15 protein-coding genes, 2 tRNA genes and 4 pseudogenes are annotated in these 17,119 nt (G+C 71.5%); 7 read left to right on the plus strand and 14 right to left on the minus strand.

From position 1 onward, the window contains the following. Positions 1–179: 179 nt before the first annotated feature. The 3 genes and pseudogenes from murA to leuC form a co-directional block, all read right to left on the minus strand. The gene (murA, locus tag ACZ8AI_RS03735; protein ID WP_464856641.1) at positions 180–1,547 is read right to left on the minus strand and encodes a UDP-N-acetylglucosamine 1-carboxyvinyltransferase; all 1,368 of its coding nucleotides are present in this window, start codon (positions 1,545–1,547) and stop codon (positions 180–182) included. Then, entirely contained in the window at positions 1,547–2,143 is a 597-nt protein-coding gene (gene leuD, locus ACZ8AI_RS03740) for a 3-isopropylmalate dehydratase small subunit (protein ID WP_464856643.1), read from the minus strand. The genes murA and leuD overlap by 1 nt, the downstream gene beginning before the upstream one ends. Further along, positions 2,143–3,614: pseudogene (gene leuC, locus ACZ8AI_RS03745) on the minus strand (3-isopropylmalate dehydratase large subunit). The gene leuD and the pseudogene leuC overlap by 1 nt, the downstream one beginning before the upstream one ends. 171 nt (positions 3,615–3,785) lie before the next feature. On the opposite strand from leuC, the gene ACZ8AI_RS03750 reads away from it, so the two are divergent. Next, positions 3,786–4,853, plus strand: coding sequence for an FUSC family protein (locus ACZ8AI_RS03750; RefSeq protein WP_464856645.1), 1,068 nt, complete (start codon positions 3,786–3,788; stop codon positions 4,851–4,853). A 213-nt stretch (positions 4,854–5,066) separates the two neighbouring features. Here ACZ8AI_RS03750 and crcB read toward each other — a convergent pair whose 3' ends face one another. From crcB to ACZ8AI_RS03770, 4 genes are all read right to left on the minus strand, one after another. Beyond that, on the minus strand, positions 5,067–6,413 hold the full coding sequence (crcB, locus tag ACZ8AI_RS03755) for a fluoride efflux transporter CrcB (RefSeq protein WP_464856647.1): 1,347 nt from the start codon (positions 6,411–6,413) through the stop codon (positions 5,067–5,069). A 3-nt stretch (positions 6,414–6,416) separates the two neighbouring features. After that, entirely contained in the window at positions 6,417–6,824 is a 408-nt protein-coding gene (locus ACZ8AI_RS03760) for a RidA family protein (protein ID WP_464856649.1), read from the minus strand. A 94-nt stretch (positions 6,825–6,918) separates the two neighbouring features. After that, positions 6,919–6,991 (minus strand) — tRNA-Glu (locus ACZ8AI_RS03765). 71 nt (positions 6,992–7,062) lie between these two features. Continuing rightward, positions 7,063–7,138, minus strand: a tRNA-Glu gene (locus ACZ8AI_RS03770). A 106-nt stretch (positions 7,139–7,244) separates the two neighbouring features. Between ACZ8AI_RS03770 and ACZ8AI_RS03775 the strand changes: the two genes are divergently transcribed. After that, entirely contained in the window at positions 7,245–8,120 is an 876-nt protein-coding gene (locus ACZ8AI_RS03775) for a DUF72 domain-containing protein (protein WP_464856651.1), read from the plus strand. A gap of 31 nt (positions 8,121–8,151) precedes the next feature. On the opposite strand, the gene ACZ8AI_RS03780 is transcribed toward ACZ8AI_RS03775, so the two are convergent. The 7 genes and pseudogenes from ACZ8AI_RS03780 to ACZ8AI_RS03810 form a co-directional block, all read right to left on the minus strand. After that, a complete protein-coding gene (locus ACZ8AI_RS03780) occupies positions 8,152–8,793 on the minus strand; it encodes an MBL fold metallo-hydrolase (protein ID WP_071292462.1) in 642 nt (213 codons plus the stop codon). A gap of 181 nt (positions 8,794–8,974) precedes the next feature. Beyond that, positions 8,975–9,337 carry a substrate-binding domain-containing protein gene (locus ACZ8AI_RS03785; RefSeq protein ID WP_464856861.1) on the minus strand — a complete coding sequence of 121 codons (363 nt, stop codon included), beginning with the start codon at positions 9,335–9,337 and terminating at the stop codon, positions 8,975–8,977. Between the two features lie 67 nt (positions 9,338–9,404). Then, positions 9,405–10,046 (minus strand): annotated as a pseudogene (locus tag ACZ8AI_RS03790) (LacI family DNA-binding transcriptional regulator); the annotation flags it as partial. 13 nt (positions 10,047–10,059) lie between these two features. Continuing rightward, positions 10,060–10,491 (minus strand): hypothetical protein, encoded by a 432-nt coding sequence (locus ACZ8AI_RS03795; RefSeq protein WP_464856653.1) that lies wholly within the window; start codon positions 10,489–10,491, stop codon positions 10,060–10,062. A 5-nt stretch (positions 10,492–10,496) separates the two neighbouring features. After that, positions 10,497–11,406: pseudogene (locus tag ACZ8AI_RS03800) on the minus strand (carbohydrate ABC transporter permease). After that, entirely contained in the window at positions 11,403–12,380 is a 978-nt protein-coding gene (locus ACZ8AI_RS03805; protein ID WP_071292458.1) for a carbohydrate ABC transporter permease, read from the minus strand. Before ACZ8AI_RS03805 ends, ACZ8AI_RS03800 begins: the two are co-directional and overlap by 4 nt. A gap of 149 nt (positions 12,381–12,529) precedes the next feature. Continuing rightward, positions 12,530–13,792, minus strand: a complete 1,263-nt coding sequence (locus ACZ8AI_RS03810; protein ID WP_464856655.1) for an ABC transporter substrate-binding protein — start codon at positions 13,790–13,792, stop codon at positions 12,530–12,532. A 313-nt stretch (positions 13,793–14,105) separates the two neighbouring features. On the opposite strand from ACZ8AI_RS03810, the pseudogene ACZ8AI_RS03815 reads away from it, so the two are divergent. The 5 genes and pseudogenes from ACZ8AI_RS03815 to ACZ8AI_RS03835 form a co-directional block, all read left to right on the plus strand. Further along, a pseudogene (locus ACZ8AI_RS03815) lies at positions 14,106–14,645 on the plus strand (glycosyltransferase family 2 protein); the annotation flags it as partial. 187 nt (positions 14,646–14,832) lie between these two features. Then, positions 14,833–15,438 carry a glycosyltransferase family 2 protein gene (locus ACZ8AI_RS03820; RefSeq protein ID WP_464856887.1) on the plus strand — a complete coding sequence of 202 codons (606 nt, stop codon included), beginning with the start codon at positions 14,833–14,835 and terminating at the stop codon, positions 15,436–15,438. Positions 15,439–15,571: 133 nt separating this feature from the next. Then, entirely contained in the window at positions 15,572–15,739 is a 168-nt protein-coding gene (locus ACZ8AI_RS03825) for a hypothetical protein (RefSeq protein WP_464856657.1), read from the plus strand. Between the two features lie 187 nt (positions 15,740–15,926). Beyond that, positions 15,927–16,850 carry a beta-1,6-N-acetylglucosaminyltransferase gene (locus ACZ8AI_RS03830; protein WP_464856659.1) on the plus strand — a complete coding sequence of 308 codons (924 nt, stop codon included), beginning with the start codon at positions 15,927–15,929 and terminating at the stop codon, positions 16,848–16,850. Then, positions 16,807–17,085, plus strand: coding sequence for a hypothetical protein (locus tag ACZ8AI_RS03835; protein WP_464856661.1), 279 nt, complete (start codon positions 16,807–16,809; stop codon positions 17,083–17,085). Before ACZ8AI_RS03830 ends, ACZ8AI_RS03835 begins: the two co-directional genes overlap by 44 nt. The last annotated feature ends 34 nt before the right edge of the window (positions 17,086–17,119 follow it).

A 17,119-nucleotide genomic window follows, 5' to 3' on the forward strand; every position in this document is an offset into this window, starting at 1 on the left:
TCGCCACCGGCGCCCACGCACGGGCACGCCGGTCGCGACGTCCGAGGCGGACGCGCGCCGCGCCTCCAGGCCGCCGTCACGCGACAGGCCGCCGTCACGCGACGGGCCGTCGTCACGCGACGGGCCGCCGTCACGCGACGGGTCGTCGCCGGGAGCCGGCGAAGCAGCGGACACCGCGCTCAGCCCGCGAAGTCGAAGTCGGCCCCGAGCTTCCGCAGCTTCGGGATGAAGTGCTCGTAGCCGCGGCTGATGATGCCGACGTTCGTGATGTGCGACTCGCCCTCGGCGGTGAGCGCCGCGATGAGGTGGCTGAAGCCGCCCCGCAGGTCGGGGACGCGCACGTTCGCGGCGTGCAGCGTCGTCGGACCCGTGATGACCGCGGCCTGCTCGAACGGACGGCGGGCGACGCGACGGTCGTGACCGGGCAGCCCCTCCTTGTGCACGACGATGTCGGCACCCATCTCGTTGAGCGCGTCGGTGAAGCCGAAACGGTTCTCGTACACGGTCTCGTGCACGATGCTCTGGCCCTCCGCCTGGGTGAGGGCGACGACCAGCGGCTGCTGCCAGTCCGTCATGAAGCCGGGGTGCACGTCGGTCTCGATGACGACGGGCTTGAGGGCCTCCAGTTCGCGGTAGAACCGGATGCCGTCCTCTTGGATGTCGAACCCGCCACCGACCTTGCGGAAGACGTTGAGGAACGTCATGAGCTCCTGCTGCTTCGCGCCCTCGACGAAGATGTCGCCGTTGGTCGCGAGTGCGGCAGAGGCCCAGCTGGCGGCCTCGTTGCGGTCGTTGATCGCGCGGTGCGTGTAGCCGCGGAGCGACTCGACGCCCTCGATGAAGATGACGCGGTTCGGCTCGACGGAGACGATCGCACCCATCTTCTGCAGGATCGCGATGAGGTCCATGATCTCGGGCTCGATCGCCGCGTTCCGGAGTTCGGTCACACCGGAAGCCAGGGTCGCGGACAGCAGGACCTGCTCGGTCGCGCCGACGCTCGGGTAGGGCAGCTCGATGTAGGCGCCCTTGAGGCCGTCCGGCGCGGTGAGGTGGATGCCGTTGACCTGCTTGTCGACGACGGCACCCATGGCCCGGAGGGCGTCGAGGTGGAAGTCGATCGGGCGGTCGCCGATGCGGCAGCCACCGAGGTCGGGGATGAACGCCTCGCCGAGCTTGTGCAGCAGCGGGCCGCAGAACAGGATCGGGATGCGGCTCGAACCGGCGTGGGCGTCGATCTCGGCGAAGTGCGCGGACTCGACGTTCGACGGGTCGAGGATGAGCTCGCCTCGTGCAGGATCGGTGATGCGCACGCCGTGCACCTCGAGCAGCCCGCGGACCACCTTGACGTCGGAGATGTCCGGGACGTCCTTGAGGATCGACGGGGTGTCACCGAGCAGCGAGGCCACCATGGCCTTGGTCGCGAGGTTCTTCGCCCCACGGACCTCGATGCGTCCCACGAGCGGCTTGCCCCCGCGGATGACGATCTCGTCCGACTTGAGGCCCACGCGCGCCCCTGCGGCCGCTGCGTCCTGTACGAGAGAGTTCACTACTTCACCGGCAATGTCTTCGGCCGCCATGTGGAGCGGCGGGATTCGAACTCCGTGATCGAGGTCTCGTCACGGAGGGTGAGCCCGATGTCGTCGAGCCCTTCCATCAACCGCCAACGAGTGTAAGCGTCGATCTCGAAGGGGACGTCCACCGCGCCGAGGGACACGCGCTGCGCCTCGAGGTCGACGGTCGCCGACACCCCCGGGTTCCGCTCGATCTCGGCCCAGAGCCGCTCGACTTCCGATTCGGTCACGATCGCGGTGACCAGGCCCTGCTTGCCGGCGTTGCCCTTGAAGATGTCGGCGAAGCGGGGCGAGATGACGACGGCGAAGCCGAAGTCGCGGAGCGCCCAGACCGCGTGCTCGCGCGACGAACCGGTACCGAAGTCGGGACCGGCGACGAGCACCTTCGCGCCCTGGTACTCGGGCTGGTTCAGCACGAACGCGGGGTCCTGCCGCCAGCCGGAGAACAGGGCGTCCTCGAAGCCCGTCTTCGTGACCCGCTTGAGGTAGACGGCGGGGATGATCTGGTCGGTGTCGACGTTCGACCGCTTCAGCAGGGCGGCGATGCCGGTGACGGTGGTGATCTTGTCCATCAGAAGGTCCCCTCGGTGGCGGTGGTGGTCGCGTCGGATCGGCCGGTGATCGATGCCAGCGAGTCGTCGGTCTCCAGGTCCCACGGGCTGGACAGCGTGCCGCGCACCGCGGTCGCGGCGGCCACGAGCGGCGACACCAGGTGGGTGCGGCCGCCCTTACCCTGCCGACCCTCGAAGTTGCGGTTCGAGGTGCTGGCGCAGCGCTCCCCCGGTGCCAGCTGGTCGGGGTTCATGCCGAGGCACATCGAGCAGCCGGCGAACCGCCACTCGGCGCCGAACTCCTTGATGACGACGTCGAGCCCCTCGGCCTCGGCCTCGAGCCGGACCCGGGCGGACCCGGCACGACCATGACCCGGACACCGTCGGCCTTCTTGCGGCCCTGGATGATCGACGCGAACGCCCGGAGGTCCTCGATGCGCGAGTTCGTGCAGGAGCCCATGAAGACCGCGTCGACGGCGATGTCCTTCATCGGGGTGCCGGCGGCGATGTCCATGTACTCCAGCGCGCGCTGTGCGGCGGCCTGGTCGTTCGGGTCGTCGAAGTCGCGAGGCGAGGGCACGTTCTCCGACAGCGAGACGCCCTGCCCGGGGTTCGTGCCCCACGTGACGAAGGGCTCGAGCTCGTCGGCGTCGATGAAGACCTCGGCGTCGAACACGGCGTCGTCGTCGGTCGCCAGGGTGTCCCAGTACGCCACGGCGTCGTCCCAGTCCTGGCCGGTCGGAGCGTGGTCGCGGCCCTGCACGTAGTCGTAGGTGGTCTGGTCGGGGGCGACCATGCCGGCGCGGGCGCCGGCCTCGATCGACATGTTGCAGATCGTCATCCGGCCCTCCATCGAGAGGGCACGGATCGCGGAGCCGCGGTACTCGAGCACGTAGCCCTGTCCGCCGCCGGTGCCGATCTTCGCGATGACGGCGAGGATGATGTCCTTCGCGGTGACGCCCGGGCGCAGCGTGCCCTCGACCGTGATCGCCATCGTCTTGAAGGGCTTCAGCGGCAGGGTCTGGGTCGCGAGGACGTGCTCCACCTCGGACGTGCCGATGCCGAAGGCCATCGCGCCGAAGGCTCCGTGGGTGCTGGTGTGCGAGTCGCCGCAGACGACCGTGATGCCCGGCATGGTCAGGCCGAGCTGCGGGCCGACCACGTGGACGATGCCCTGCTCCTTGTCGCCCAGTGAGTGCAGCCGGACGCCGAACTCCTCGCAGTTGCGACGGAGGGTCTCGATCTGGATGCGGCTGGTCGGGTCCGCGATGGGACGGTCGATCGCGAGGGTCGGGGTGTTGTGGTCCTCGGTCGCGATGGTGAGGTCGAGGCGACGGACGGGTCGGCCGGCCTGGCGCAGGCCGTCGAACGCCTGCGGGCTCGTGACCTCGTGCACGAGGTGGAGGTCGATGTAGAGGAGGTCCGGGTTCCCGTCCTCGCCCTTGACCACGACGTGGTCGTCCCACACCTTCTCGGCGAGCGTCTTTCCCATCGGCTCGGCCTCCTCGTTCTCGTCGTCGGACGCCGCGACTGCGGCGTGTCCCGGTGACTCTACCAGGTTGGTATACCAACGAGTCGTCGCGTTCTGCGGGTGGTGCGACGGAGGGCCTGGAGGCGCGGCTCGACTCGACGACACCCGTCGCGGTGGGAAGATGGTCGCGACATGACCACACCTGCGCACTCGACCCGGACCGTGAACCTCGAGGGCGCAGCACGCGCCGCGATCGCCGGCGGAGCACCGCTCGCGCTGCTCATCGCCCTCGGGATGCCCGGGTACGCCGCGTTCGCCATGTTCGCCGGGTTCACCGCGATCTTCGGGGCCACCGAGCCCTACCGACAGCGGGCCGTCACGACCGGGGTCGCCGGTGCACTGCAGGCGCTCTGCATGTTCGGCGGCATCGGGGTCGCACTGCTCGGCGCACCGCTGTGGCTGCAGGCGGTCGGTCTCGTGGTCGTCCTGGTCGTCGCGGTGTGCACGCTCAGTGCGCTGCAGACGATCCCCGCGCAGCCGATCTTCCCGGTGTTCGCGTTCGTGGTCTCCGCGCTGGTGCCGCTCCGGCCCGCGGACGTCCCGCTCGTCGCGACGATCATCGTCTGCTCGGTGGCGTGGGCGTGGCTCGTGGCGATGTCCGGGTCGGTCCTCCGCCGGGTGTTCCACCCGCACGCGCCCCACCGGTTCCGACCGCTCGCGCAGCGGAAGCACCGTTCGACGGCGATCCTCCGCACGGCGGCGCTCTGGGAGACCGTCGGGCTCAACGTCGTCGGGTCGCTCGTCGCCGGGGCCGTCGCGTCGGTGATCCCGTGGCTCGGGCACCCGTACTGGGCCGTGATCGCCGTCGTGTCCACGCTGCCCGCGCTCCGGCAGCGCCACACCGTGGTCCGGGCGTTCCAGCGCTTCATCGGCACGATCGGCGGGACGATCATCGCCGTCGGCATCCTGCTGCTCGAGCCGTCGGCGTGGTGGATCGTCGTCATCGCCGTGATCGGGCAGTTCTTCGCCGAGATCTTCGTGGCGCGGAACTACGCCGTCACGCTGCTGTTCCTCACGCCGCTCGCGCTCGCGGTGTCGTGGCTCAGCCTGCCGGAGGCGCCGGAGCTCCTCGCGCTCGACCGCATCGCGCAGACGACGCTCGGCGCACTGGTGAGCGTGGCGCTCCTGTTCGTGGGGCGCGCGATCGAGCGGCGCCGGGGCCGTGCCCTCGGCGCGACCACCGGCATCCGCACGGTCTGACGGCCCCGCGCCCGCGCCCGCCGCGCCCGCAAAACGCAACGTTGCCGGTTGCTCGCAGCGTCATAGCGCTGCGAGCAACCGCCGAGGTTGCGTTTTGCGAGAGGGAGGGTGGGTGGGGGCGGGCGGGTCAGGCGCGGGGCTGGATGTTCCAGGAGTCGATGACCGGGCGGCCGTGCTCGTACCCGAGGGTGCTCACGGTCGCGGTGCCGAGCTTCAGCACGGCACCGTCCTGCGGCGCCAGGCGGATCCACGCCGCGCCGAGCGCCGGAGCACGTGCCCGTGGGCCACGACCAGGGCGTCGTCCCCCTCGGCAAGCACCGGACGGACACGGTTGAGGATGCGCTCCACGCGGACGCGGACCTCGGCGGCGTTCTCACCGGGGGTGTCCCCCGCCGGCACACCGTCGGTCCAGAGGTCCCACGGGCCGTGGCGCAGCACCTTGATCTGCGGGGTCGTGAGTCCCTCGTACGCGCCGTAGTCCCACTCGTACAGGTCCTCGTCGAGCTCCGGGTCGACCCCGACCAGCCGCGCGGTGTCCTGCGCACGCTGCAGCGGGCTCGACAGCGCGAGCGCGAACGAGCGGTCGGCGAGGTACCGGCCGGCGCGGCGTGCCTGCTCGACGCCGTTCTCCGTGAGCGGGATGTCGGTGCGGCCGGTGTGCTGCCCGCTCTTCGACCACTCCGTCTCTCCGTGACGGACGAGGACGAGTTCGCCGGGGCGTTCCGAGGTCATGAGTTCCTTCCGAGCCAGAGGCCGAGCGCAGCTGGCGCCGACCGAGACGACGAGCATCCCGAGGCCGTTCAGGACGGCGAGCCGGGTCGTGCCGGATCGGAGGAGCTGTACGGTCTCGACGCTCGCCGTCGAGAACGTCGTGTACCCACCCATCATGCCCGTTCCGAGCACCGCGACCGTGGAGACCGGGATCGTGCCCGCCTGCGCGAGCCCCGTCAGGAGCCCGAGGACGAGCGATCCGGTGACGTTGATCACGAGGGTCCCGACCGGGAAAGCGCGGAGCCGCGTACGCGCGACCCGGGCCTTGACGAGCCCGTCGAGCAGGAACCGGAGCGCTGCCCCGACGCCACCGCCCACCATGACGAGGAGCAGTTCGAGCGGGTTCACGGCGCACCTCCCCGCCGGCTCGGACCGCCGCGGTCGGAACCGTCCGGCGAGCCAGATCCCGATCGCGGCGGCGAGCAGACCGAGCACGACCGAGAGCAGGGCGTACCCGCTGCCGGCTCCCCACCGACCGACGTCGAGCAGCTGTGCGGTGTCGTCCGCGAGCGTGCTGTAGGTCGTGAAGCCGCCGAGGACACCGGTGCCCACGAGCAGCCGGACGGTGCGCCGTCGCCCGACGTCGGGACCGCGGTGGGCGAGGGACTCGAGCAGGAGCCCGAGGCAGAACGCCCCGACGACGTTGATCGCCAGGACCACCCAGTCGAGGCCGTCGTGTGCGGGGAACGCGTCGGCGAGCACGGCGCGGACGCCGGTGCCGATCGCGCCACCGAGCGCGACGAGGCCGAGCAGCCCCCAGCGGAGGTGCGGTGGGCGCTCCGTCGTCATCGGTCAGTCCGCCACGGCCGCGACGGCCTCGACCTCGACGAGCTGGTCGTCGTACCCGAGGACGGTCACGCCGAGCAGGGTGCTCGGGACGTCGTGGTCGCCCATCGCGGCGCGGACGACCTCCCACGCGGCGACCAGGTCGGCCTGCCGCGACGACGCGACGAGGACCCGGGTCTGCACGAGGTCGCCGAGGTCCGCCCCGGCAGCGGCGAGGGCGGTCCGAAGGTTCGCGACGCACTGCGCGGCCTGACCGCGGACGTCCCCCACGGCGACCGTGCTGCCGTCGACGTCGAGCGGGCACGAGCCGGCGAGGAACACCAGCCGGGTACCGGCGGGGACGGTCGCGGCGTACGCGTACTCCGCCGCGTCGCTGAGCGCGTCGGATCGGATGAGCTGCACCACACTGGTCACCGCCCCAGCCTGGCAGAGACCGGGCGGGACCGACCGTCGCACGAACGACGAAACCCCCGGCGAGCCGGAGCTCGTCGGGGGTTTCGTGCTGGTGTGACCCCAGCGGGATTCGAACCCGCGTTACCGCCGTGAGAGGGCAGCGTACTAGGCCGCTATACGATGGGGCCGTCACATGGGAATCCCCCGCCCGGGAGCGGGCGGCTCATGCTCGTTGTCGGACTCGGAGGCTAGCCACCTGTGGTGACCCCAGCGGGATTCGAACCCGCGTTACCGCCGTGAGAGGGCAGCGTACTAGGCCGCTATACGATGGGGCCGTTCCGACAACTCGACAAGTATTGCACAAGGCCTCTCGCTCTGCCAAAACGAGGCGTGTCGCCCGGGTGTGCCGTCATGCCGCAACGGGCATACGGTGGAGCGGTGGTGGTGCGCATCGGCCTGTCGGGGTGGCAGTACGACTCCTGGCGCGGGGACTTCTACCCCGCCGGCGTGCCCAAGCGGCGGTGGCTCGAGTACGCGGCCGAGCGGTTCCCCACGGTCGAGGTCAACGGCTCGTTCTACTCGTTGCAGCGGCCCGAGCGGTACCGGGCCTGGCGTGCGTCAGTGCCGTCCGACTTCCGGTTCGCGCTCAAGGGCGGCCGCTACGTCACGCACATGCTCCGGCTCCGGAACGTCGAGACGGCGCTCGCGAACTTCTTCGCGTCCGGCCCGCTCGAGCTCGGAGCGACGCTGGGACCGGTGCTCTGGCAGCTGCCCGAGGCGCTCCTGCCGACGCCCGAGGTGCTCGACCGTTTCCTCACGCTGCTCCCCGCGACGCACGGGGCCGCCGCCCGGCTCGCGGAGCAGCACGACGACAAGGTCCCCGACGCCGCCGTGCGCGCCGAGGACCCGGCCGCGGTCGTCCACCACGCGCTCGAGGTCCGATCGGCCGGACTGACCGACGCGCACCTGGACGTCCTGCGACGACACGGCACCGCGCTCGTCGACTCGCACGCGGGCGACTTCCCGCGGCTCCGGGCCGACACGGGCGCGCCGATCGCCTACCTCCGGTTGCACGGAGCCCCTCGGACCTACCACGACGGCTACTCGCCGCAGGCGCTCGGCCGCTGGGCATCGACGGTGCTCGACCACGTCGACGCCGGGCGGGACACGTACGTGTACTTCGACAACGACGCCGAGCGGCACGCGCCGTGGGACGCGCTCGCGCTCCAGCGGATCCTCGACCACCGGCGTCCGCCAGGCGACCACGACGGGTGGCGGGCCGACCACGGCCGGACCGGGCCCGACCGGGTCGGGTGATCCGTGCCTCCAGGCCGTCGACCGGACCGACTCAGATCGTGAGGGACTCGCCGGGCGCGAGGACCACGAGCGATCCGTCGGGCTCCACCACGTCGCGGAGGCGACCCGTGTGCATGCCGTACCCGACCTCGGAGAGCGTGGCCTCGTGGACGGGGTACGCACGGCGCGGTGCGACGGCGGCGACGTAGTCCATCATCTCGGCGACCTTGAGCCACGGTGCGCCGACGGGTGCGGCGAGTACCTCGACCGGCACCCCCGGGTCCGTGTAGGAGTCGCCCGGGTAGAAGAGTGCGCCGTTGACCAGGACGCCGGTGTTGTCGACGACCGGGATGCTCGAGTGGATGACGTTGTGGCGGGTGCCGTGGAAGGCGAGGTCGAACGGGCCGACGGTGCGGTGGTCGCCGTCGGTGACGACCTCGACGGTGACGTGCGGGGCGGACTCGGCGAGCGCTGCGGCGACCCCGGCCGGTCCGAGGACGACGGCGTCGGGGTTCGTGGCGAGGATGCGGTCGAGCTGCTCGGGCGTGACGTGGTCGGGGTGCTCGTGCGTCAGGACGACGGCGACGACACCGGTGACGTCGACGGGACGGGTGAAGTTCCCGGGGTCGATGACGAGGCGGGCGTCGCCCTCGGTGAGGACCTGGCAGGCGTGTTCGAGCTTGGTGACCTCCATGGGGGCGACCCTACGCCGCGGGGTGCGGCCCGGGGCGCGGTCGGCCGAGGCGGGGCCGGGTCGGCGTCGAACCACGCGGGCGACTGCCGCGTCGCACAACGCAAGTGCGTCCGAACCGTGCGTCGCCGCGGTTCCGCGTGACCTCGGCTGCGCGAAGCGCTGGCCCGCCGCCGCGCCGCGCTCACCGCGCCCGCGGCGGCGCCGCCGTCGTCGCCCGCACCACGAGGTGCGCCGGCGACGCCGGCAACGGCCCCGCCACCGCACCGTCCACCTCGGCGAGCACCGCGCGTGCGGCGACCCGCCCCTGCGCGACGGGGTCCTGCGACACGGTGGTGAGTCCCACGACCTCGCCGTACTCGTGCCCGTCGATGCCCATCACGGAGACGTCCTCCGGCACGGACAGCCCGGCCTGCTGTGCGGCGAGCACCACGCCGAGCGCCATCTCGTCCGAGGCGCAGAACACCGCGGTCGGCCGGACCGCGTCGCCTTGCGCCGCCGCCCGAGCCCCCGCCACCGCCGCCCGCGCCAAGCCCGCGAGCCGCACCGAACAACGCCCGCCCCGCGTCCACCCCGCCCGCGAACGAGAACCGTCCGTCGAGCACCCACTCCTCGCGCACGGACAACCCGTGCGCTCGCATGGCCAGGGCGAACCCGTCCCGCCGCAGCCAGGGCACCGCCACGTTCATCCCGGCCTCGTCCTGCCCGCCCACGTAAGCGACGTCCCGGTGTCCGAGCGAGCAGAGGTGGTCGACGGCGATCCCGGCCACCACGACGTCGTCGACCCCGACGTTCCGGAGGCCCGGCGCCGGCCCGCCGATGACGATCATCGGGTGCCGCGTGAGCTCGAGCTCGGCCCGTTCGGTCTCGTCGAGCACGAGCGACAGCAGGACGAGCCCGTCGACCCGGTGCCGCAGCATCGAGCGCCGGAACGCCCGGTCGCGGTCTCCCCCGGGGCCGCCGAGGTTGTAGAGGACCAGGTCGTACCCGGCCCGGCGCAGTTCCGCGTCGACTCCACCGAGGGCCTTGACGTAGAACCACCGGTCGATCACCGGCACGACCACGCCGACCGCCCGCTGCCGGCCGGTGGCGAGGCCGGCCGCCGCCGAGCTCGGCACGTACCCGAGCTCGTCGGCGACCCGCCGCACCTGGTCGATCGTGCTGTCGGCGACGTTGGACATGCCCCGCAGGGCGCGGGACACCGTGGACTTCGACAGGCCGGTGACGGTCGCGATCTCCTGGATGCCCATCGGCATGCCGGGAGGCCCGTCAGCCGTCCGACGGCCGCGTCACGTCACCGACGGGTCCGGTCTGCGCTGGCGCAGGTGCGTGCCGGGTCGCGTGGGCCTGCCGACGTCCGGCGGGAGCGAGTTCGTCCCAACCGACGTGCCGGTGGACGCGTCCGCCCGACGACGGGGACGAGGACGAGGACGACGGAGCCGCCGCCGGCCGGCGCACCGGCGCGGGGACGCCCCCGATGCCGTCCGCCGAGGCCGTGCGCCGCAACACCGACACCCGCCACCGGTCGAGCGCGACGACGCCGAGCACGCACACCAGCAGGGTGAGTGCCCAGCCGAGCGCCGGCCGCCCGGTGACCTCGCAGAACACGGTGACGCCGAGGAACAGGACACCGAACATGCCGACGAAGCCGAGGGCCTCCTCGATGCGGGCGGTGGGACGGGTGGGTCCGCGCTGGGCCATGGCCGTCAGCCCTTCACGCCGCCGGCGGTGAGGCCGGCCACGATGCGCCGCTGGAACACGAGCACGAGGATCACGAGCGGGATCGTCACGATCGTGCCGGCCGCCATCACGGCGGTGTACGGCTCCTGGTGCGGCTGCGACCCCGCGAAGGACGCGATCGCGACGGTGACCGGCTGGGTGGCGTCGCTCGAGAGCTGGGACGAGATGAGGTACTCGTTCCAGGACGAGATGAACGCCAGGATCGCGGTCGTGAACACGGCGGGCGCCGCGAGCGGCAGGATGATCCGCCGGAACGCCTGCACCCGGGTGCACCCGTCGATGCGCGCTGCTTCTTCGAGGTCCCACGGCATCTCGCGGAAGAACGACGCGAGCGTGTAGACGGTCAGGGGCAGGACGAACGAGATGCTCGGCAGGATGAGCGCCTGGTACGAGCCCATCCAGCCGATGTCCGTGAACAGCTGGAACAGCGGCGAGATGAGCGCGACGCCCGGGAACATCGACGCGGCGAGGATCGCGCCGGCGATGAGGGACTTCCTTGAACTCCAGGCGGGCCAGCGCGTACGCCGCACTCGTGCCGACGAGCAGCGCGATGATCGTCACGACGCCGCCGATGAGCAGGCTGTTCGCCAGCGCCCGGCCGAGGTGGTTGCCGAGCGAGGTGGAGAACGCCGTCGCGTAGTTGTCGAGCGTCACGTGGGTCGGCCAGGGGGTGGCGTCGAACGTGAACCCGACGTCGCGGAAGCTCGTCACCACCATCCAGTAGAACGGCAGCAGGCACCAGACGGCGATGATCGTCGCCTGGATGCCGGTCCGGAACCGGGGTCCGGTGTGGCGTTGGACGCGAACCTGCGAACGGTCGACGGCGACGTCGCGGGAGCGTGCGGAGGACCGGGGTCGGTCGGCTGCGAGGGTCACTTGAGTTCACCCTTCTGCTGGGCTGCCTGCGTCTGCACCACGTTCGCGCCGAGGAACCGGACGAACAGGAACGCGACGACGAAGATCACCAGGAACGTGATGGTGGAGAGTGCCGACGCGGAGTTGAACCCCTGCCGGATCTGTTCGACCACGAGGATCGAGAGCGTGGTGGTGGCGTTGCCCGAACCACCGCCGCCGCCGGTCAGGATCGCGGGGAGGTCGTACATGCGGAGGGCGTCGAGCACGCGGAACAGGATCGCGACCATGAGCGCCGGCCGGAGGAGCGGCAGGGTGATCAGCATGAAGCGCTGGATCGTCGAGGCGCCGTCCATCTTGCCGGCCTCGTAGACCTCCTCCGGGATGAGCTGCAGGCCCGCGAGGATGAGGAGCGCCATGAACGGCGTGGTCTTCCAGGTGTCGGCGATGATGACCGCCCACCGCGACGCCCACTCGCCGCTCGTCCAGAGGATCTGCTGGCCGAGCACGTGGTTGAGCACGCCGTTCGCGTCGAAGATGAAGTACCAGAGCTTCGCGGTGACGGCGGTCGGGATGGCCCACGGCACGAGGATCGCGGCACGGACGAGCGCGCGGCCCTTGAAGTTGCGGTTCATGATGATGGCCATCCAGACGCCGATCAGCGTCTCGGCGAGCACCGTCACGACGGTGAAGAAGAAGGTGTTGCCCATCGACACCCAGAACTGGCTGCCGATGCTGCCGGGCGGGCAGGCGGTGTTGCCGCACTGCTGCGCGAGCCAGTGCACGTAGTTCGTGACGCCGGCGAAGCCGCCCTCGACGAACAGGCCGGTCGCCTTGTCGAGTCCGGCGTCGAGCTGGAACGACTGGATGATCGCGCTGACGACGGGGTAGCCGATGACGATGGCGAGGAGCACGATCGTCGGGCCGATGAGGTAGACGGCCCAGCGGCCGTGCTCGGCGTTGAGTCCGCCCTTGCGCCGCTGTTGTTTCGGTTCCATGCCCTGGGGGTTCGGGATGGCGGCGGGGATCTCGGTTGCTGCTGACACGTGACGGCCTCCTTGCCGGGGGTGTCGGAACGCAAGTGGATGGCGGACTGGAGGCGCGGTGCGGGATGGCACCGCGCCTCCAGTCCGTCAGGTGGTGACGGCTAACTGCCGCTGCTGGTGGCCGTCTTGAGGGCCGCCTGCATGTCCTTCATCGCCTCGTCGACGCTCTTCGATCCCTTGAGCGCGGCGTAGGTGTTGTCCTGGATCGCCTTCGTGACGGCCGGGTAGAACGGCGTGACGGGGCGCGGCTCGGCCGACTCGATCGACTTGAGCAGCGTCGGCAGGTAGGGCAGCTTCGCGGTGAGCTCGGAGTCCGTGTAGAGGTCACCGACGACCGGGGCGAGCGAGCCCTGGGTCGCGAAGAACTTCTGCGTCTCGTTCGACTCGAGGAACTCCAGGAAGTCGTGCGCCGTGGCCTTGTGCTTCGAGTACACGCTGATGGCCGCGTTGTGACCACCGAGCGTCGAGGCGCCGGTGCCGTCCGCGCCGGGGATCGGGGCGATGCCGAAGGTGTCCTTCACCTTGCTCGACCCGTCGGTCTTGGCGAGGCTGTAGACGTACGGCCAGTTGCGGAGGAACAGCAGCTTGCCGGCCTCGAACGCCGTGCGACCCTGCTCCTCCTGGTAGGTGATCGCCTCGGCCGGGATGTTCCCGTCCTTGAACGCGTCGACCAGGTTCTGCAGGCCGGCCTTGGCGTCGCTCGTGTCGACGTCAGGCGTGCCGCTCTTGCTCAGCACGGAGCCGCCGGAGCCATTGATCGCCTCCGAGGCGTTCACGGTGAGGCCCTCGTACTTCGCGAACTGCCCGGCGTAGCAGCCGATGCCGGCCTGCTTCGCGATGTCGCAGTCCTTCATCATGTCGGCCCAGGTGGTCGGGGGCGTCTTGACGAGGTCCTTGCGGTAGTAGAGCAGTGCGCCGTCGGAGGTCTGCGGGGCCGCGTAGAGCGTGTTGTTGTAGGTCGCGGTCTTCACCGTGGACGGCAGCAGCTTCGACGTGTCGATCTTCATGTCGCCGGTGAGCGGGGTCAGCCAGCCCTTGGCGGCGAACTCGGCGGTCCAGACGACGTCGACGTCCACGACGTCGTAGTTCTCGTCCTTCGCCTGGAAGTGCTGCACGAGGTCGTCGTGCTGCTGGTCGGCCTGGTCGGACTGCTCCTTGAAGGTGACCTTCTCGTCCTTGTGGGCCTTGTTCCACTTGGCGATGAGCGGGCGGACGACGTTCGAGTTGTCCTTGCCCTGGACGTACGTGATCGGACCGCGGCTGTCCTGCCCGTTCTTGGCGTCGTCCGAGGCCGAGCTGCCGCTCGAGCAGCCGGTGAGCACGAGGCCGATGACGGCGACCCCGGCGACTGAGGCGAAGCGCACCCTGGCGCGAGTTGTCTTCAAGGTTGTCTCCTCATCGAGATCACCAGGGGGCGCCGATCGGGTGCGACGACGCGGCCTGGAGCGGGCGACGCTGCCCGCTGGAGGAGGAACGTACGCCCGCTCCCGGCGTTCCGCAACCGGTTGCATCAACTCCGTGACCTGAGCGTGACCTCCGGGGTTCCGGTGACTTCCTGGGTGAGCGCTCACGCGTCGGCACGGCCGCGGCCGCTCGGCCGTGCGGGGTTCCGCACGTTCACCGCCAGGGGCCGCGGTGCCGTTGTCGGTCGCCCGCACCCGCACCTACCGTCCAACCATGGCCATCACCAGCACCGCTCGTCCCGTCCCCGCGCCCCGACGCGTGATCGACGTCGACCTCGACGCGCCGCTCCCCCGCCTCGTCGCGGACGAGACCGGATCGTCCGCGCTGGTGATCGGCTACCGCGGCGGTCACCCGACCGGCACGCTCGACGTCCTGCTCACCGACGACCCCGCGGACGCGACCCGCGCGCTCGGGACCCTGCGGGAGACGGTGCTCGCCGACGTCGAACCCGTGGCGGACGACCGCCTGCCGGTGGTCTCTGTCGTCGTGTCGACGATCGTCGACCGCGTCGAGGACCTCGGGCGGCTGCTCGACGTCCTCGAGCACATGGACTACCCCGACCACGAGGTCATCGTCGTCGACAACCGCGTGCGGGTCCCCGCCGACGACCGGCTGCCGGCGCTGCTGGCCGGGCGCGACGTCCGACTCGTCACCGAGCGGCGCCCCGGTCTGTCCGCCGGCCGGAACGCGGGTGTCGCGGCCGCACGCGGCGAGGTCGTCGCGTTCACCGACGACGACGTCAGCGTCGACCCGCAGTGGCTCCGCGCCCTCGGTGCCCGCTTCGTCCGTGAACCCGGACTCGACGCGGTGTCCGGCGTGATCCTGCCCACCGAGCCTCTCCACGCCGGCGCAGATCTGGTACGAGGCCTACTACGGCGGGTTCAGCGGCGAGCGCACCTTCGCCCCCGTCACGATCGTCCCCGACGACGTCACCGGCACGATGCGGCACGCGCGGGTCCGGGCCGTCCGACCCGACGGCTCGGTCGCGAAGCACTTCGCCGTGTACGGCATCGGGGCCTACGGCGCCGGCGCGAACATGGCGTTCCGACGCACGGTGATCGACGCCGTCGGCGGGTTCGACACGACGCTCGGCGCCGGTTCGCCCGCGCGCGGCGGCGAGGACCTGGCGATGTTCGTCGAGACACTGTGGCGCGGCGGACGCATCGGCTTCGAACCCCGCGCGGTCGTGCACCACCGGCACCGCCGGACCATCGAGGACCTGCACAAGCAACTGCACGGCAACGGCGTCGGCTTCACCGCGCTGATGTGCGCGCTCGCGGCGAAGGACCGTCGCCACGTGGCGGTCCTGGCGCGGCTCGTGCCGGCGGCCGCGATGGTGAAGGTCCGCGAGACCGTCGGTCGCCTCCGGACGGGGAGCGCCCCGGTCCCGACACCGCAGACCGCCGTTCCGTCGGTGCCGGACGCCGGCGTGCCGCGGTCGCTGGCGTACCACGGACTCCGCGGGTTCCCGGCCGGGCCCGCCGCCTGGTTCCGGAGCCGTCGTCGGTGGCGCGACGTCGAGGCCGGCCGCTTCCACGCCGGCTGAGCCCCCGACGCCGTTGCCCCCCCCCCGAACGCGGCTGACCCCTGACGCTGCGGACCCCGCGGCGGCGCACCAGCGCGCTCCCTGCCCGTAGGATCGGTGCAGTGACCCGTACCGGACGGGCCGAGGAGGACGCATGACGCTGGGGTCCACACCCGTGCTCGAAGCCACCGCGCCGGTGCTGCTCGTCACCACGGAGACGGCCGCCTGCGTGTGCGGCCACGCGCAGGACGCGCACGAGCACTACCGTCGCGGGACCGACTGCGCGCTCTGCGACTGCCCCAAGTACCGCCGCGGGCGCTGACCAGCATCCACTGATCGGCACCCGCCGCTCCGCGGCGTGACCTGCGTGCCGCCGCCGCTCGCGACCCGTCCCGCACGCGGACCAGTGCGGGAAACCGCCGCTTCCCCGCACCCGGCCAGGGCCGCCTTGTCGGTCTCCGGACGGCCCTGTTCACTCGGAGCATGGCCAACTCCCCCGCGGCGCTCGCGTGCATCGTCCTCGCCCACGAGGACCCGCAGCACGTCCGCCGACTCGTCGAGGCGCTCGACCCGTTCCCGGTGTTCCTGCACGTCGACGCCCGGACACCGGAGGCCGTCCACCGCGCGATGACGGAGGGTCTGCCGGACCGCGTCCGGCTCCTCCCCGGCAGCGGACCGGATGGGCGAAGTGGGAGAACGTCGCCGCCGAGGTCGCCGGGTACCGCGCGGCACTCGCCGAGACCGGGGCCTCGCACGTGGCCGTGCTCACCGGCAGCGACTACCCGCTGGCGAACCCCACCGAGATCACGGCACTGCTCGAGGCCCACCGCGACCAGACCTTCCTCATCCCGCACCCGCTCCCGCACGCGGCCTGGGGCGCGAGCGGTGGCGTGGCCCGCATGCGGTACCCGCACTGGGCCTGGCGCAAGCACATGCTGCGCCTGCCGATCCCCCGCCGCATCCCACGGGACGTCGTCCTCACCGGCGGGTCCCAGCTCAAGGTCCTCAGCAGGAAGCACGCCGCCGCGGTCGTCGACGTCGTGGACACCCGTCCGGACCTCGTCCGCTTCTGGCGTCGCACCTGGATCGCCGACGAGTCCTTCGTGCCCACCGTCCTGAACTCGCCGGCGCTCGTCGAGGGCTTCGCCGAGGAGCACGTCGCGCACACGCTGTGGTTCATCGGCTGGGACGGCTCGAAGATGAAGAGCCCGCCGTGGCTCCGGATCGCGCACGCCGGACGACTTCTCGAACGCTGGACCACGGACCCGACCGCCATCCCCCACCTCTTCGCCCGCAAGTTCTCGACGGCGACGAGCTCGACCTGCTCGACCTCGTCGACCAGGCGTTCGAGCTCCGACCGCACGCCCACACCCCGGAGGTCGGCGTCTCGTGACCGTTCCCCAGACCCGACGCGAGGCCCGGCACGCCGCTGAGGCCGCTGAGGCCGCCGCCGCTGCCGCCGCGACCGCCAGCACCACCGCCGCCGCCGCCGCCACCGCCACCGCCGCGGCGGAGGCCGGGGAGGCCGCAGCCGCGGTCGAGGCAGCCGCCCACACCGTGCCGGACACCGGCAGCACGGCCGTGCAGAAGGGCGCCTCCGTCCTGTTCGGCCGCGGCCTGATGTACGTCGTCGTCTGGTCGACTGCAGCTCGTGGTCAGCTCGGCTGATCTCCCCCGTCCTCGCACACCTCATGCCGCTGAC

The organism is Curtobacterium sp. AC273, assembly GCF_979253735.1.